Here is a 16348-nt window from a genome sequence, read left to right on the forward strand (position 1 = left end):
TTTGTTATTGTTTATCGTTCTATTTTTGCTTCAACATTGCAAGGATGACGACTACCGACTCAGCCCGAGTAGCATGCTCTTGAGGTGCAAACCGGTTACCATTTCGCCCTTTGATTATTCCTGTCTCCACAGCTGCAGCTACGTAACCAGTCGCCCAAACAGGAATTTCTAACGCATCCGCAAACTGCAGCTTCGTTTTTTGGTCTGCTTTTAGATCAAGAGCCCTCATGACGACAGCAACCATTTCTGTCCGATTAATTAACTGGTCTGCGCGGAAGCTTCCGTCATCATAACCTTTTAATAGACCTGCCTTAACCGCAGTTGCAATATACGGTTTCGCCCACGCAGCTATTCTATCGCTATCGTTGAAGGCAAGTTTACTGTCTGCTCCAAGTTCTAGATGAAGCGCCCGAACCATCATAGCTGAGAACTCCGCACGCGTTACTGCGCGGTTAGGAAGGAATGTTCCATCGGCATATCCCGTAACAAAACCGAGCTCAGCCGCTTCCCTAATCGCACTCTCCGCCCAATGTCCTTTAATATCTTTCCAATCCACAGTAATAGATTTTCCAGCTACAGTTACCTGCAGCACAGGTTTCAGTTCATTCATCTCCAATTTCGAATTAACAAGCTGCACAGCTTGAAGGCTGACCTCAGCATTCCCCTCAGCAATTCGCTCAAATTTCAGCAATACCAGCTCTTTGTCCCCTGTCTCGCCAGCTGAATTGCCTGTTTTCGTATGGGCAAACCGAATGGTCCCCTTCTTTACGATCGGATCGACAGAAAAACCTGTCAAAGCAGTACGTGCTCCAACAAACTTCAATCGAGTGGAATCGTATTTCATCGAAATATCATAGGCAAATACATCGGTTAAGTTTTTTCCCACTACTGAAATTTCAGTTTTGGCTTCTTGACCAGTGAGCTTTAGTTCAAAAGAAGCAGCAGCCATATCCGCCATTGCCGAAATGGGCATTAAACTGAACATACTGATTAAAATTGTGAATACTATCGCCATTCGTTTTGCATTCGACATATCGCATGAATCCTTTCATAGCAGAGTTTATGAGGCAGGTTAGTGTGCCTGCCTCCAATTCGAAATTCGTATGTCTATTCCAAGCTCCACTCTTCAAGAATCATTTGCGCAATGGAAGCTAATACACGAATGTCGATTACATTTGCGCCGATCACATCTGCTTTCTCAATTTCAGACCAGTTTGGATCTTTGGAGGTTACACCATAGAAATTCGCTATGATCGACAGATCTCGAATCGTAACCTTCGTTTGTCCCTCGATCAGTGTCACAATCTTCGCTTTGAAAACTTGAAGAGCTTTGTTTAGCATCGTTACAGCCTCATCTATTTGCCACTGGCTGCTTCCGGTATTCTTGGCTGTGTTAATGGCTGCCAGCAGCAGCGCTTTTGATCCTGCAGCGTACTTGCCGACCTTTGTGCCTTCGATTGCCCTGTCATGTTTTAATTGTGCTTCTGCAATCAATCGGTTTAACTCCGTCCTGTCACCAGGAGCTGATGGAATCACCGATTCGTTAAATACTTTTACTCCTCCATTCAAGCCATTAAGCGCTATGGTGACTTGCTCCACAGTCGCATTCGGATCATTCTTCACTGCAATCGCACTGTTGATTACTGCTTGCAATGCCGCCTTAGAACCCGTTGGATACTGGCCCGGCTGCGTGCCTTCCATTGCGGCATCATGTAACGCCTGCGCTTGTTCGATTGCCGTATTCAGCGCTGTTTTGTCAGCGAGGAGCACTTCCATCGAGAGTACAGCTCGCGATACATTCATCATTGTTCCCTTGCCACTATCCGACACTTGGAAATCAGACAGCGATACCGTTGTATTGCCTGCTTGTGCACTCGGTTTCACCTTCCCGTGGAGGCGGAACAGATTGCCACCGTCAATACCTGCTTGCTGCTGGCCTGAGGTGACCATGATGATCCGAATCTGGCCAAGCTCGGGTTTAACCGCCGTTCCAAACACTTCGAAATTCGGCTTCAACGACTGAATGACCGATGGGTCCAGCGAGAGGTAAGTACTTTCCCCAACCGTCTGGAATTCGAATTTCTGTGGGTCATAATGAACAATAACATCAAGAGCCGTGAAGTTTGAGCCTACATTTTCAGCACCGATCGTCCACTCCGTTCCCTGTCCTGCTATGACAGTGTCACTTCCTGACAAAGCAGCCATATCTCGTTCTGCGGAAGCTGCGGTTACCGTAACATTTAGCGCAGCCGTCTTGCTGCCGTCTTCTGTCGTCGCAGTTATGACGCCATTTACTTGATCTGCTCCCTTATTGGTTGCTGTTACAGTTGCTTTCGTTGTATCGCTAGCTTCATCATAATGAACATTCGTGACGATAATGTTCTCGTGATTGGACTCAAAGTGCACCAGCTTATTTGCAGCATTTGCCGGAAGCACTGTCGCAGCAATTTCGATGTTTTCTCCATCCTTCATTTCGAGCGAAGTACGATCCAAGCTTATGCCAGTAACGGGCAAGCCAGCTTGATTGTTATATACCTCCAGCTCAGCTAATTGGAGCCTATAGTAAATATCGTCTGATGCCATATCCCCAAGCTTATTGACCGACAGCCTCACATATCTAGCGGTTTGGTTTTCAAACGTATACAGCTGTGGCAGCATCAACGGGTTCGGCTCACCAGTCATTCTCTTTACTTCTAAATAATCTCCGCCATCAGGCTTAACCTGAATATGAAAATCGATAGGATAGGAGGCGGTTCGTGAATCCTTTGTACTGGAATCCGTTCTTGGATACAGCACCACACTATTCAGATCTTGATTCGCACCCAGATCAATCTCTACCCAAAGCGGATTGTTTTCTTGCGACTGCGAAGGAGAGCCTGTTGATGAATATTTTCGCGCCAAATTTCCGTCCGTGAGCCCTGCTGCCCCCCACTCTGGCGAAATCTCCAACGTTTCGCGTGCGATTGCCTTTTTGCCTAACGCCAGATTCGCCCCGGTAACTACGATCAACCGAATAGAGGAGGTAAGCACAACTTCTCCTGATTTTACCGTTGCAGTAATTTCTGCGGAGCCGGGTCCAACTGCAGCTGCGATTCCGTTATCAGCAACCTTGATCACATTAGTGTTGCTGCTCTCATACTTAATCTCAGCATTAGTGAAATCGGCTTCCATTCCATTATCCATACTTCCGCTTAATGTGAGCTGAGTTTGTTCACCATGCTGCAGCTTCGTTGCTTTGCTGCTCAAGTTGATGCTTTCCAGCTTTAAGTTGGAATCAGCCATTGTACTAGCGAACGAGTATGCTCCAGATCCGACCGAATAGACCGCTTTGTCCCCTTCCATTCGCAAAAACTTGACACCAACAGCTTCTTCAGCAAGCTGTCCGCCTTCGCTCACGGATGCTTGATCTACCGCTGGAATGTATACGGTCGCTGTTGTATTAGCTGGAATCGTCACATTCAGCTTGAAGGCTGAGCCTTCCTGCTCCCAGCGGCTCTTGATCAAACCGTAAATAGACTTGTATTCTCCATTCACATGGCTAAACTCTCCACCAGGTGTAGGCTGAATGATAATATGTTTGAATCCAGGCTGCTCTGGATCTGCCTCGATTCCTGCCGCATAGCGGAACATCCATTCTCCAACGGAGCCAAGCGAATAATGGTTAAAAGAGTTCATTCCTGCGTCACCGAATCCATTCTCCTGTGTATAGGAATTCCATCTCTCCCAAATGGTCGTTGCGCCATTTTTGATGCTGTATCCCCAAGAGGGGTAAGTATCGTTCGTCAACAAGCGGTAAGCAACCTCTGTATAGCCCGCTTCTGTTAGTACCGGCAGCAAATAACCTACACCAAGAAACCCGGTCGACAGATGCCAGTTTTTACTCTTAATATTTTTAACTAGATGCTCAGCAGCTTTCTTCTTGATATCTCCATCCAATAAATCCATGTGCAGTGCAAACACATAACCTGCTTGTGTATTGCCTTTGATCTGTCCGTCCAAACCAACAAATGCGGTGTTAAAAGCAGCTTTAATATCATTAAATAATTGACTATATTTCTCCGCATCGTCTGTTTTCCCAATGATCGCTGCCATCTTGGACAATAAATTCGTGCTGTATGCAAAATAGGCCGTATTCACCACATCCGTTGGTGTAGTTTCATTCACGCTCAACCAGTCTCCGTAACCACCAGCCGGACGAATGAGCTTGTTGCTGTTCGTTTTGAGAAACTCGATCCATTTCACCATCGCATCATAATGCTCTTTGATTACGGAAGTGTCGTTATAAGCTAAGTACAGTGTCCATGGGATAATAACGCCTGCATCTCCCCAGCCGTTGCTTCCATTACCCATTCCGCTAACATTTGGCGCAACGTCTGGGAATGCTCCATTTGCCCCCTGCGCATCAACAACATCCCGCATATATTTCTCGTAAAACCCAGGAACTTCCATGTTATAGGTAGCAGTGCGAACGAACACCTGAGCATCTCCTGTCCAGCCCATTCGTTCATTACGCTGAGGACAGTCTGTTGGAACGCTTAAAAAATTTCCTCGTTGTCCCCATGTGATGTTGCTATAAAGCTGATTGACCATCGGATTGGAGGTTTCAAATGTCCCGGTCTTCGGTGTATCGGTGTGAACAACAATCCCCGTTATGCTATCTAAAGCAGGTTCACCCGGATAACCAGTCACTTCTACGTAACGGAAACCGTGGAATGTGAAATGCGGTTCATATTGCTCAAGCCCACTTCCTTTTAGGACATATTCATCTGTTTGTTTAGCTGTACGCAAGTTCTCCGTGTAAAGCGTCCCATCATCATTCAGCATCTCGGCAAACCGCAGCTTCACTTTCGTTCCGGCAGTGCCTTCGACTTTTAACCTTGCCCAGCCAACCATGTTCTGTCCCATATCAAAAATATAAGTACCGGCACTAGGTTGCTTCACTGAGTTCGGCTTCAATTCTTCCGTCGCCTTGACAGTAGGGCCTACCTGTGCAACCAGCTTCCCGCGGAAATGGCTGACCTCTTTTACATCGTTCCATGATGAAACGTCATAATTCGAACGGTTCCACTTATCCATTTCTTTGCGCGCGTCATATGTCTCTCCCATTAGAATGTCGGAGTAGCGAACGGGACCCGAAGTCGTTGAATGCCAAGAAGAATCGGTCATTACCGTTTCACTTGTGCCATCCTCATATTCAATTTTTAATTGGAATAAAAACGACAGCTCTGTTCCGTACTGATTTGGACCAACATGTGCCACATTTCCCGCGTACCAACCGTCACCCAGCATTGCCCCAACCGCATTTCCTCCTTCAAGGAGCATGTCGGTTACATCATAGGTCTGATACTGCAAACGCTTATTGTAATCCGTCCATCCCGGATTAAAGAAATCGCTGCCTACCCGTGTCCCATTTAGGCTGAGCTCATAAAGTCCAAGCGCCGTCGAGTAGACAGTCGCTTTGCGTACTGGCTTCGCAATTTCAAAATCTTTCCTCAGCATAGGTGAGCTTCTGCTCTCGACTTTCTGATAAAAGGTGCCGTTCTCTACGAGAAGTTTTCCATCTTCCGTTAATTGTCCCCCTTCAAAGCTTGCTGCTTCCTTATCATCAAAATTTGCTTGAAACAACTCCTTGCCGTGTTCATCCTTAATGACGATATTGTCGAACAAGGCGCGCTCATTCGTCCTTGCGTCTTTATGCTGGCGGAATCCAATAGGACCGAATGATATATTGTCATTTTTCATCGTGTCGATTAACTCATTGTTGATGTAGGTTTTGATTTCTTTGCCGTTCACTTCAATTTTCAGATGATAAGCAACATTCAATTGCTTGTCATTCGGAATGACACGTGAAATATCTACTTCCTTCATAAGCTTCGTACCGCCGACATTCGTGTGTGGCCGAAACTGGGCATACGCTTTTTCTTTTACGTTAAACTGCCAGAAAAAATTATTGGAAGCATTAGGTCCGCCAAACAAAATGGCTGCCCCATCATTTAATATTATAAAATCCAGCTCGATAGAATAGCTTGACGGTACAGTCGCAGGTGTTGAGGCGGCAATCCACTTGGCTTGCCAATCAGCAGGCGCGAGCAATCCCATTTCCCACGAGCCCAGCTCACTCCATGCTGAAGCGTGATCATTGTTATCCCAAACCTTCACTTTCCAGAAATAACGTTTTCCGGATTGTAAAGCTTCTCCTTTGTATTCCACATTGTTGGAATCGCTGGACATGATTTTGCCAGAATCCCAAATGTCTCCTTCATTGCCAGCCAAACGGCTCTCTTCTGAAGCGACAATGATTTGATAGGCAGTTTGCATCTGTGCTCTCTCTGTTGATTCAAGCAACCAGCTGAGTCTCGGCATGGTGTTATCGATTCCGATTGGGTTATGGCTATACTCTGTATGTAAGTCATATGCAGTCATTTGGCCCGTTCCTTCTGCTCCGAATGCGGCTACTGGCTGTAATAAAGCAATTACAAGAACAGTTGCTAAAAATAAACCAAGTAGCTTCTTCCTGAACAAACTATTCATTTGCCAAAACACTCCCTTTTTCATTACATTGGTATCGCTCTCAATTTGGAAGACTAAACATAAATCCAAAAAAAAATAGCCGGGAGTACAAGAAAGGATATCCTGCTTGCTGCAGGTCCTTCAACGACTACCCGGCCAATCTTCTCATTCTTCGATTATGTGTAATGATGAAAGGATTGTTTTAATAAACATCCTTCCATTCAGCGATGTTAGAGGAATCGAATTTGAAGGGATCGCCAAGCATAATTTGCGTGCCTTCACCGTCTTTCACGACTTCTTTCTCACCTAGTTTGCCAGCTGTCAGCTTATCCCCAACCGCACCTGTAATCTTGCCGTTCACCAATGCGTCAGCTGCATAACCGGACAAGTACCCAACATCAATCGGATTCCACAAATACATCCACTGACATACGCCGCTCACGATATATTCCGCCATTTCACTTGGCAGGCCAAGACCGGTCAATTGCACTTTCCCAGTGAGACCCTTATCCGTTAAAACCTTGCCCGCTGCCGCGATTCCTACTGTCGTTGGCGCAATAATACCTTTCAGATCAGGATACGATTTCAAGAGCGCCTCAGTCTCGGACACGCTTTTATCACGCAAATCATCACCATAAGCTACTTTAACGAGCTTGATTTTACTGTATTTCGAATCCTCCAGCTCTTTCTTCATCCATTCGATCCATGTGTTTTGGTTTGTCGCTTGAGAGGTCGCGCTTAAGATCGCAATTTCGCCTTCGCCGCCAATCATTTCCGATACGCCTTGAATTAGTGTGCGGCCGATACGCTCAGGATCTGCTTGATTTACATGAACCATGCGACTGGCTGCGTTAACCGCTGAATCTAAAGAAAGGACTTTAATGCCTTGATTCATCGCTTTCTTCAGCGCCGGCTGGAGCGCGTCCGGATCATTTGCCGCAATTGCGATCACGTCCACCTTTTGCGAGATAAGCTCTTCAATCATTTGAATTTGCGCTTCTGCTGTCGGCTGATCAGGCGCCTTCAAAATCGCTTCATATCCGAGCTCTTCAACAGCGTTTTTGTAGCCTTCCATTTGCTTCTCACCGTATGGATTACCCGTGTTTTTAAAGATAATGGCATATTTCTTCTTTTTCGTACTGTCCGTTGTGTCATTTCCCTTGTTTTTCTCTGTAGCTTCGCTCTTGTTGCCGCCCGTATTTTTGGAATTACTGCCGCTGTTGCCTCCTCCGCATGCGGTTAACATCGAGATCGTAAGCAAAACAGTTAAGCATACAGATAACACTTTGTTTCTTCTCATTGTCTTTCCTCCCTTTTTTGTCCAATCCTTTATATACAAAACAGCCGATCGACTGTATTGCACCAACTTAAGTTTTCTTCGTACGACTCCGACCTACTTTAAGTCTCGGAACAGCGACGGCGAATATAAGCAGCAAGCCTATAATAATGAGCAGGATTTGCGCTTGTACGTTGACTAATCCTAAACCATAACGCAGGAAACCTATGAGGAAGACCGCTAGTATGGCTCCTACCATTCTTCCTTTTCCTCCAGCCGTACTAATGCCGCCGAGAACAACCATGGCAATGACATCGAGTTCATACCCCATCGCAATATTAGGACGCGTGCTTCCCATACGGGAAGTTAGAAACAAAGCAGTCACAGCGGACATCAGTCCTGCAAGCGTAAAGACGATTACTTTTACACGATCGACATTCACACCTGAGAAGCGGGCCGCGTTGATGTTATTCCCCATCGCGTACAATTGTCGGCCGAACACGGTTTTGTGCAGCAGTAAGCTAAACACAATGGCAAATACCGCAAAAACGATCAAGATAAACGGAATCGGTCCCACGTACCCCCAGCCCAAATAGCTAAACCACTCTGGAAAAGATCCTGCTGCTTGATCTTCCAAAATAATGTAGGCGATTCCCCGATAAATGATCATCGTTGCCAAAGTAATGATAACTGCGGACAATTCCTTGTACTTCACAATAAGGATGCCGTTAATCCATCCGCAAATGGTGCCCACTGCCAAACAAATGACCATAGCTAGCACAATAGGGACACCTTTATTGAATAAGTCCGCCATAATAACAGACGATAATGCTACAATCGATGCGACGGATATATCGATATCCGCGAGGATGATGATGAACACCATAGGGAGCACGATAAATGCTTTATCTAGAAAACCCATTGTTGCATCTCGCAAATTATCGTAATCCCAATAAAACTCAGATAGATTCATATTCATGACGGTTATGGCAAGAAACAATACAACCAACATCCATTCCCACTGAAGGAAAAACCGTTTGAAGGAAAAATCCTGCTTATTCGTAACAATTCTCGGCTCCATAGCGTTAGATTTTCCTCCTCATAAGATTGTTGCGATCAACGCCGCGCTTGACGATTGCATTAATAAGGACCGCGATCAAAATAATTGCGCCTTGAATGCCGTTCTGCCAAAAGGGCGATACGTTAATCAAAGGAAGTGCATTATTCAAAATACCTAGTAAAATAGAGCCAAGGATGATGCCCGATATTTTGCCAGAACCGCCTGCAATGCTCACACCGCCTAGTACACACGCAGCAATTACGCTGAGCTCATAACCCGATGCCGTATCACCTTGCGCTGATGCAAATTTGGATACCCATAGCACACCTGCTAAGCCGGAGAGACCGCCCATAATGGAATATACAAGCCATAATATTTTGTCTACCTTAATGCCGCTTATTACTGCCGAATCTGGATTGCTTCCAACAGCATAGATTTGTCTGCCCGTTCGGGTATGATTAACAAAATAATAAGCGACGAAATAAATGAGGATTGCAATAAAGATAAGATTATTGATTCCGAGCGTTGTTCCCGTTGCCATCGCTTTGAAACTTGTAGGCATTTGATGTGCACTAACCCATTTGCCCCCACTAGTTAGATAAGTAAACCCGCGGAACACGTTCATCATCCCGAGTGTGGCTATGATGGGCAGGATACCGATTTTGGAAACCAGGAAACCAATGATCACACCGCTGACAAGTCCCGTTAAAGTGCCGATCAGAAGGGCGACGACAGCTGGAATTTCTGGAAATGCACTGACCGTCTGTGCCGCGATCATGCCTGAAAGAGCCAATGTTGCACCGATGGAAAGATCAATTCCGCGGGTAACGATTACGAGCATCATCCCCACAGCCAAAATGCTCAAAATCGCGGTGTTCGTTACCATATCGTTTATATTTTCCAAGGTCAAAAAGCTGGGGTTGCGAAGCTGGACGCCAATTGAAAGCAAAACAATAAATCCGAGTAGTCCAAGCTCTCTGAATTTGGCGATCTTAGCGCTGAGCGTGCGCGTTGGCCTTGTAGCTCTAAGCGAAGCTGCGGTTATACCTCTCGTACTGAGTTCTCTCTCCTGCATGTGTCATGCCCACCTTTAATGTTGTTGTATAAGAGGGCGATCGTCAGCCATTGATGCTTGAAGTATCGCTTCCTGCGAGATCGAATCGCGGTCTAGAAAAGCTGTTATCCGGCCCTCGCGCATGACGGCTACCCGATCACACATCCCAATCATTTCAGGCATCTCGGACGATACCATCAATATCCCATACCCTTGACATGCCAAATCGCTGATCATTTCATATATGGCAGATTTGGCGCCAACATCCACACCTTTGGTTGGTTCATCCAAAATGATGACATCCACATCAGCAGTCAGCAGCTTTGCAAATACAACCTTCTGCTGGTTGCCGCCTGAGAGCGAGCTGGCCAAATCGAATATGCTTTTTGCTTTAACATTCACCTTCTCAGCTAATTGCTTAGCGATTATCGCTTCCTTATCGGTGTTAAGAACACCTTTGCTTGAAATCTTATCAAGCGATGATAATGTGATATTTCTACCGATGCTCCATTGTAGTACGAGCCCCTGCTTCTGCCTGTCCTCCGGCAAGTAGCCAATCCCCATACGCATCGCATCGATCGGTTTTCGGATGTTCACTTCCTGCCCCTTGAAGAATACCTTTCCTTTGTCGCTTCGCTCAATGCCGAAGATGCTTTGGCAAACCTCTGTCCGTCCTGCCCCAACGAGACCAGTCAATCCTAATATTTCCCCTCTTCGCAGCGCAAAAGAAATATCAGCAAAGTAGCCGGTTCTGCCAAGACCTTCAACCCGAAGCAATTCTTCCCCAATCTGCGCTTCCTTCTTCGGAAACAATTGCGTAATTTCACGACCTACCATCGCAATAATTAGATCTTGGTTCGATATTTCATCCACATTCCAAGTCCCGATGTATCTGGAATCCCGGAATACGGTCACCTTGCTGGCCAGTCGATACATGTCCTCGAAGCGATGAGAGATAAAAATAATAGCTGTTCCCTTGTCACGCAAACGCTCTGTAATGCGATACAAGTCTTCGCTTTCCCTATTGGTAAGAGCGGCTGTTGGTTCATCCATAATAATGATCTTCGCATCAACAGAAAGCGCTTTCGCAATTTCGACGATTTGCTGCTCAGCTACACTTAATGCTCCCATTTGCGTTTTGGGGCTGAATGCTGCGCCAAGCTCCTTCAGAAGCTTATCGGCCTCCTTATGCATTTCGTTCCAAAGAATCCGCTTAGTCCCTTTTTGAATTTTCTCATGCCCCATAAATATATTTTCTGTGACGCTTAAATCAGGATAACAAGTAACATGCTGATAAATGGCTGCAATGCCCATCCGCTTCGCATCCGTAGGATTTTTAAAATCCACGCGTTGTCCATCAAAGAGGATCTCGCCGACATCTGCTGGGTGGACACCGGTAATCACCTTAATAAAGGTTGATTTCCCCGCTCCATTTTCGCCCATCAACGCATGAATCTCACCGGGCTTTAACTTAAAATAGACATTATCAAGCGCCTTGACGCCTGGAAAAGTTTTTGTAATTCCCTCTAGCTCCAAAATGTACTCGGCCATTTCCGGATCACCCTCCATCCTTCGCTGTTCTCTACATGCTGCTGCTTCTTGCTTCCTTCTAGGTCTACCTTACCGAAATTGCAGATCGTGAAGAAGGAGACATTCGTTACTTATGGGGGAGTGTATTCGCTTTGTATATGGAATCCACATTGTATGGCTGTTTGTGAACAAAATAAAAAGGCAGGCGCTAGGCCTACCCTTTAGTTTCTCTACTATACTGACTATCATTTCGAAAACTTCTGTTCTCGATATTTAGATGGCGTCTCCCCAGACCATTGCTTGAACAGCTTACTGAAATACTTTACGTCTTGATAACCAACAAGAACGCTTATATCGTAGAGCTTTAATTGCGAATCAATAAGCAGCTCCTTTGCTTTCTCCATTCTAAGACGCGTGATGTAATCGAGAATTGTTTCACCTGTTTGCGTCTTGAAATGCCGGCAGAAATACGAGGGATTCATATAGACTTGCTCAGCTATACGCTTAATCGTTAAGTCGTCTTGTAGATTGGCTATGATCCAAGCTTTGGCCTGCTCTATCGGTTTCATGCTGCCGCTTTGACGCATTCGTTTCATTTCCAGAACAAGCTGAGCGATCTGCTGATCGAGTTCCACTTTGAGCTCATTAAGATTTATCGCTCGTTTAATCGTTTGAAGTCGGCTCTCGAGCGGATCTAACATTGGCGTATTCACTTTCATTTCAACGCCGACCGAATGGATAAGAATAAATGCGTTCATTATTGCTCGTTGAATTGCAGCAGGCGAATCCATTTTTTCAAGCCGGGCAAAAAACTCCTTCGTAAACTGAACTGCTGCTTGCTCATTTACTTGTTCGACTGCCTGCTTCATTCGCTGCGCAATATGGACAAGCTCATTATCCATTTGGTCTGAAGAGCTCTCCGTCTTGAATTGAATGCCATCTCGGCCAAACAACTGATTGCCGCCATATAATAAACGATAATACATTAATGATAATGCTTGATCCTTTGCTTCTGGCAGCAAATATAAATCCTCAATCGAGCTGCCGCATGAAACAGAAACTGTAAATGGCGTGTAGGACTGAATCGCTGAACGAATTTGACCAGACAGCTCGAACGATGTTTTTTCTAATTTACCGTTGTTTTCGCCATAAGCCTCGGAAAGATGCAGCAATATCCAAAAATTCGAATCGTCCCCTCTCCAGCACCAGCCTATGATTTCTGATTCATTCGAACATTTCTCTACCACCTCTTTGATGATATTCTCAAGCACATAAACATAAGCTTCCCAGTCTTTTGGGGTATAACTTCTTGTCTTTACAGGAAGAGCATCGAGGCTTACATATTGAAGGACGTATCGGCCTTTCGGAAACTCATCCACCCAATATCCTAGCCGTGAGATATCGAGCCCTGCCGAAGTGACATAGCTTAACAGTTGCACTTGCTGCGATGTTTTTAGCTCCTCGGATTTTCTTTCCATCTCGTTCCATTTCATATGCTGAAACCGTCCGCTTTCGATTTTCACCTTAATTTCTGCCATTCGATTCTTAAACTGTTCCCGGTCAATCGGTTTTAAAAAATAGTCAACAGCTCCTTCTCGAAGCGCTGTCTGAATGTATTGAAATTCATCATAACCACTAATCACAAGCGGGAAGAAGGAATAATGGCGTTTTCCCTCGCTTATTAACGTTAGACCATCCATCACGGGCATCTTCACATCCGTAATAAGCAAATCTACTGCTCCTTGTGACTGATGCAAATAATCCATTGCTTCTTTGCCATCAGACAGCGTCGCAACGATTTCCCACCCCTCACCGCAAGAGCGTATGAGTCTAGCAATGCCGTTTCGAATCATTTCTTCATCATCTACAATCAATGTTCTGATCGCCTTGTGCATGCTTACTCCTCCTTGCTTTTCGATTTTTCTGCCACATCGTTCAGGGTGATGACAGGAATACGGATAATAACCTCTGTTCCCTTACCAAAAATGCTATGAAGCTGCACCCCATACTGCTGGCCTAACATAATCATAATTCTAGCGTTTACATTACTTAGCCCAAAACCAGAATCCTTGTGGGCTAGTGTCTCCGATCTGAGTGACCTCTCGAGCTTCTCCAATCGATCATGATCGATACCCGGACCATTGTCCCATATTCGAAAAACGATATCTTCTTCTCCAGAACGCGCACCAAATTCACGACTGATGCTTAGACGAATATCGAGTGCTTTACGGGTTTCAAGTCCATATTTAATGGCATTCTCAATAACCGGCTGCAAAATAAATTTGGGTGTATAAAAGGATTCGATGTCCGTTTTTTTATCGATCTCAAACAACAGCCGATCATTGAATCGATATTTCTGAATGGTCAAATAATTGCTAATATGCTGGACTTCATCCGCAATCGCTACAAATTTGTTTTTGTTACTAACTGAAAAACGAAGCATGCGGCCAAGCATAGTAACCATCTCGACAACCATTTCCGATCTACCGTCCTCTACCGCCATGTTAATGGTCTCCAGCGTATTGTACATGAAGTGCGGATTGATCTGAGATTGCAGGGCGTACAGCTCTGCTTCCTTCTGTCTAATTTTGATATCAAAATTCGTTTCGATCAGCTCATGAATCGTAGCTACCATCGAATTAAAGCTGCGCGCGAGTGCTCCTATCTCATCATTGCTTTCGACCTTAAGATCCACCTGAAACCTGCCCATTTCTACATCCTTCATTAGACGGGAAAGCTTCTTGATCGGCCGCGTTACATTCATTGCGAAGAAGATCGAAATGATCGAAGTAATGAGGACAAAGCAAATAAATACAAAAATGGTCACATTCATAACCAAATCTGTACGCTCTGTTAAATATTTTAGCGGTATGCTATGAGCTAGTATCCAGTCAAAATCATTTGATTCGCTAAGGCTTACGATCACCGCTTTTTTCCCTGCCCCTTTTCGAAAGCTGCCGTTAAAAATGGGATATCGATTTATTTCTTCATCAAAGCCTCCTATTTTCTCCTCATCTGTATGAAAGATGATTTCGCCCTCACGGTTCATCAGCCATAAATCTGCTGTATTGTTCTGTTCAAACTCCCGCAATATGTTGTCAATAAAAGAGAGCTTTACCGCAACCAGCATCGTCGCCAGGCTTTTGCGGTTATCCACATCATTCATCTGTTTCATGATCAGTACATAGGGTTCGTTATTCTCGAATGTCAGATTGATTTGGCTAGGAAGAATAATTTTCGCTTTTCCCCGTAAATCAAGATCCTGCCCATAAGGGATAAAAGCATTATCCGCATTAAGACCTGTAAACTTTGATCTCGCACTGTAAAAAAACCTGTTTTTCGAAAATATGAAAACACCCATAACATCGGGGTTCCCCGTATTTAAATAAGTACGTGCCAAATAATTGTTTACCTCGAATTGGTCCTGATTCAGCTGTGAACGGCTCTGATAGGAGTCGCGACGCAATATTGCGATCATATTGTCAGAGTTGAACATTAACGTATGCAGCTCTGCAAAATCCTCCATATGCTTCGTTATATTCGCATTTGCTTGATACAGAAAACGCGGCATATATTCACCAATTTGTTCTTCAATTGATTTTGTGTACTGCAAATAAGAAAAAGTACCGAGCAGCGACATGGGGATAACGCTTAGCAGTAAATAAACTAATATAAGCTTAGAGCTGAGCCGATAGTTTCTGAAGCGCAGTTGCTCTGGAAATTTAAAAATCATATTGATCCACATTCTCTGCTGTAAAATCGATCGGTTCTCCCATAATGACCGTATCCCTGTTCACCCTAATTGTGCCGACATTATAAATGTCTTGACCATCATATGGCAGCTTGCCTTCGAGCAGATTTTTTGCAAGCACAACAGTTAAATATCCAAGTTTTTTGGGACTCCAAAGTGTCGCCATTTGTGCCGAGCCGTCCTTTAAATAATCGCGCATCAAATTCGGCGTGGAGAGACCGACAACTTTGACCTGACCTGTTTTGCCAGCTTCTCTTACAGCTTGTGCGGCAGCAGGAGGTCCTACAGAAGAATTGCCGATAATGCCTGCAAGATTTGGGTATTTAGCTAACAGTTGTTTTGCTTTCTCATAAGCCTTTTGTGGATCATCTTCCGTCTCTACAATATCAATCAGCTTCATTTTTGGGTAAAACTCACTCTGCTGATGTTTGATCCATTTGAGCCACTCATTATGATTAGAAGCAGAGAAAGCCCCTGTCATAATTGCGTATTCGCCAGTTTCTTCGGTGTTCCATGCAAGCGTATCCAACAAATGGCGGCCTAATGTCTCTGTATCGACCATGTTGACAAAAAAATCTCTGCCTTCTGGATTCGTATCTGCATCCCATGTAATGACCTTGATCCCCTTGCTTTTGGCTTCTAAAATGATGGGCAGCAGCTTTTCTGGATCGTTTGCAGAAACTGCAATCGCATCTACCGACAAATTGATAAGATGTCTAATTACATTAATCTGCTTTGATGCATCAGCGATTGGAGGCCCTTCATAAATGACGTTAACGTCTAAATCATTAGCTGCTTCCATCGCACCTTCTTCTGCGACATTAAAATAAGAAATCCCCATCACTTTTGGTACAATACCGATGGTGTACTTTCGATGATCTTCCTGTTTCTCTGAGGTTGAATTCGATTTAATGGAATGGATCACGTCATAATCACTTTTTGAGTAACGCCCCTGACATGCGGTTACAGTAAAAATTAATAACAGGATAACAATCATTTTCCTGAACATGCCTTCACCCTTTTCCATTAACCGTTTGCGATAGTTTCATTAAATGATGACAAAAAATTCGTTGTTGCTTACCAACTGCCTTAGAATTGAAAGCGTTTACTTAAATCAATTGAATTCTCTTTTTATTGACGCCACCCCTCGCTGGAATTCATAGCTAC

9 protein-coding genes are annotated in these 16348 nt (G+C 44.7%); all 9 read right to left on the bottom strand.

The window, feature by feature from the left end; genetic code table 11:
* Positions 1-19: 19 nt before the first annotated feature.
* A complete protein-coding gene (locus tag AC1DOV_RS06395) occupies positions 20-1033 on the bottom strand; it encodes an S-layer homology domain-containing protein (RefSeq protein WP_477549467.1) in 1014 nt (337 codons plus the stop codon).
* A 74-nt stretch (positions 1034-1107) separates the two neighbouring features.
* On the bottom strand, positions 1108-6531 hold the full coding sequence (locus tag AC1DOV_RS06400) for a family 78 glycoside hydrolase catalytic domain (RefSeq protein WP_477549468.1): 5424 nt from the start codon (positions 6529-6531) through the stop codon (positions 1108-1110).
* A gap of 181 nt (positions 6532-6712) precedes the next feature.
* Entirely contained in the window at positions 6713-7810 is a 1098-nt protein-coding gene (gene rhaS / locus AC1DOV_RS06405; RefSeq protein WP_477549469.1) for a rhamnose ABC transporter substrate-binding protein, read from the bottom strand.
* Positions 7811-7877: 67 nt separating this feature from the next.
* Positions 7878-8867: an ABC transporter permease gene (locus AC1DOV_RS06410; protein WP_339202968.1), complete on the bottom strand. Its 990-nt coding sequence runs from the start codon at positions 8865-8867 to the stop codon at positions 7878-7880.
* Positions 8868-8871: 4 nt separating this feature from the next.
* Positions 8872-9921 (bottom strand): ABC transporter permease, encoded by a 1050-nt coding sequence (locus AC1DOV_RS06415; RefSeq protein ID WP_441875092.1) that lies wholly within the window; start codon positions 9919-9921, stop codon positions 8872-8874.
* Positions 9922-9936: 15 nt separating this feature from the next.
* Positions 9937-11451 (bottom strand): sugar ABC transporter ATP-binding protein, encoded by a 1515-nt coding sequence (locus AC1DOV_RS06420; protein ID WP_477549470.1) that lies wholly within the window; start codon positions 11449-11451, stop codon positions 9937-9939.
* A gap of 224 nt (positions 11452-11675) precedes the next feature.
* Positions 11676-13325 (bottom strand): response regulator transcription factor, encoded by a 1650-nt coding sequence (locus tag AC1DOV_RS06425; protein ID WP_477549471.1) that lies wholly within the window; start codon positions 13323-13325, stop codon positions 11676-11678.
* A gap of 2 nt (positions 13326-13327) precedes the next feature.
* On the bottom strand, positions 13328-15163 hold the full coding sequence (locus AC1DOV_RS06430) for a cache domain-containing sensor histidine kinase (protein ID WP_477549472.1): 1836 nt from the start codon (positions 15161-15163) through the stop codon (positions 13328-13330).
* Entirely contained in the window at positions 15153-16190 is a 1038-nt protein-coding gene (locus AC1DOV_RS06435) for an autoinducer 2 ABC transporter substrate-binding protein (protein ID WP_477549473.1), read from the bottom strand. The genes AC1DOV_RS06430 and AC1DOV_RS06435 overlap by 11 nt, the downstream gene beginning before the upstream one ends.
* Positions 16191-16348 lie beyond the last annotated feature (158 nt).

Source organism: Paenibacillus sp. 01T47 (genome assembly GCF_056398245.1).

What these genes read in the sequence shown, in the direction of transcription:
- AC1DOV_RS06425 (WP_477549471.1), bottom strand. Translation starts at nt 13,325, where the DNA reads ATGCACAAGGCGATCAGAACATTGATTGTAGATGATGAAGAAATGATT.
- AC1DOV_RS06435 (WP_477549473.1), bottom strand. Translation starts at nt 16,190, where the DNA reads ATGTTCAGGAAAATGATTGTTATCCTGTTATTAATTTTTACTGTAACC.
- AC1DOV_RS06420 (WP_477549470.1), bottom strand. Translation starts at nt 11,451, where the DNA reads ATGGCCGAGTACATTTTGGAGCTAGAGGGAATTACAAAAACTTTTCCA.
- AC1DOV_RS06400 (WP_477549468.1), bottom strand. Translation starts at nt 6,531, where the DNA reads ATGAATAGTTTGTTCAGGAAGAAGCTACTTGGTTTATTTTTAGCAACT.
- AC1DOV_RS06410 (WP_339202968.1), bottom strand. Translation starts at nt 8,867, where the DNA reads ATGGAGCCGAGAATTGTTACGAATAAGCAGGATTTTTCCTTCAAACGG.
- AC1DOV_RS06415 (WP_441875092.1), bottom strand. Translation starts at nt 9,921, where the DNA reads ATGCAGGAGAGAGAACTCAGTACGAGAGGTATAACCGCAGCTTCGCTT.
- AC1DOV_RS06430 (WP_477549472.1), bottom strand. Translation starts at nt 15,163, where the DNA reads ATGATTTTTAAATTTCCAGAGCAACTGCGCTTCAGAAACTATCGGCTC.
- rhaS (WP_477549469.1), bottom strand. Translation starts at nt 7,810, where the DNA reads ATGAGAAGAAACAAAGTGTTATCTGTATGCTTAACTGTTTTGCTTACG.
- AC1DOV_RS06395 (WP_477549467.1), bottom strand. Translation starts at nt 1,033, where the DNA reads ATGTCGAATGCAAAACGAATGGCGATAGTATTCACAATTTTAATCAGT.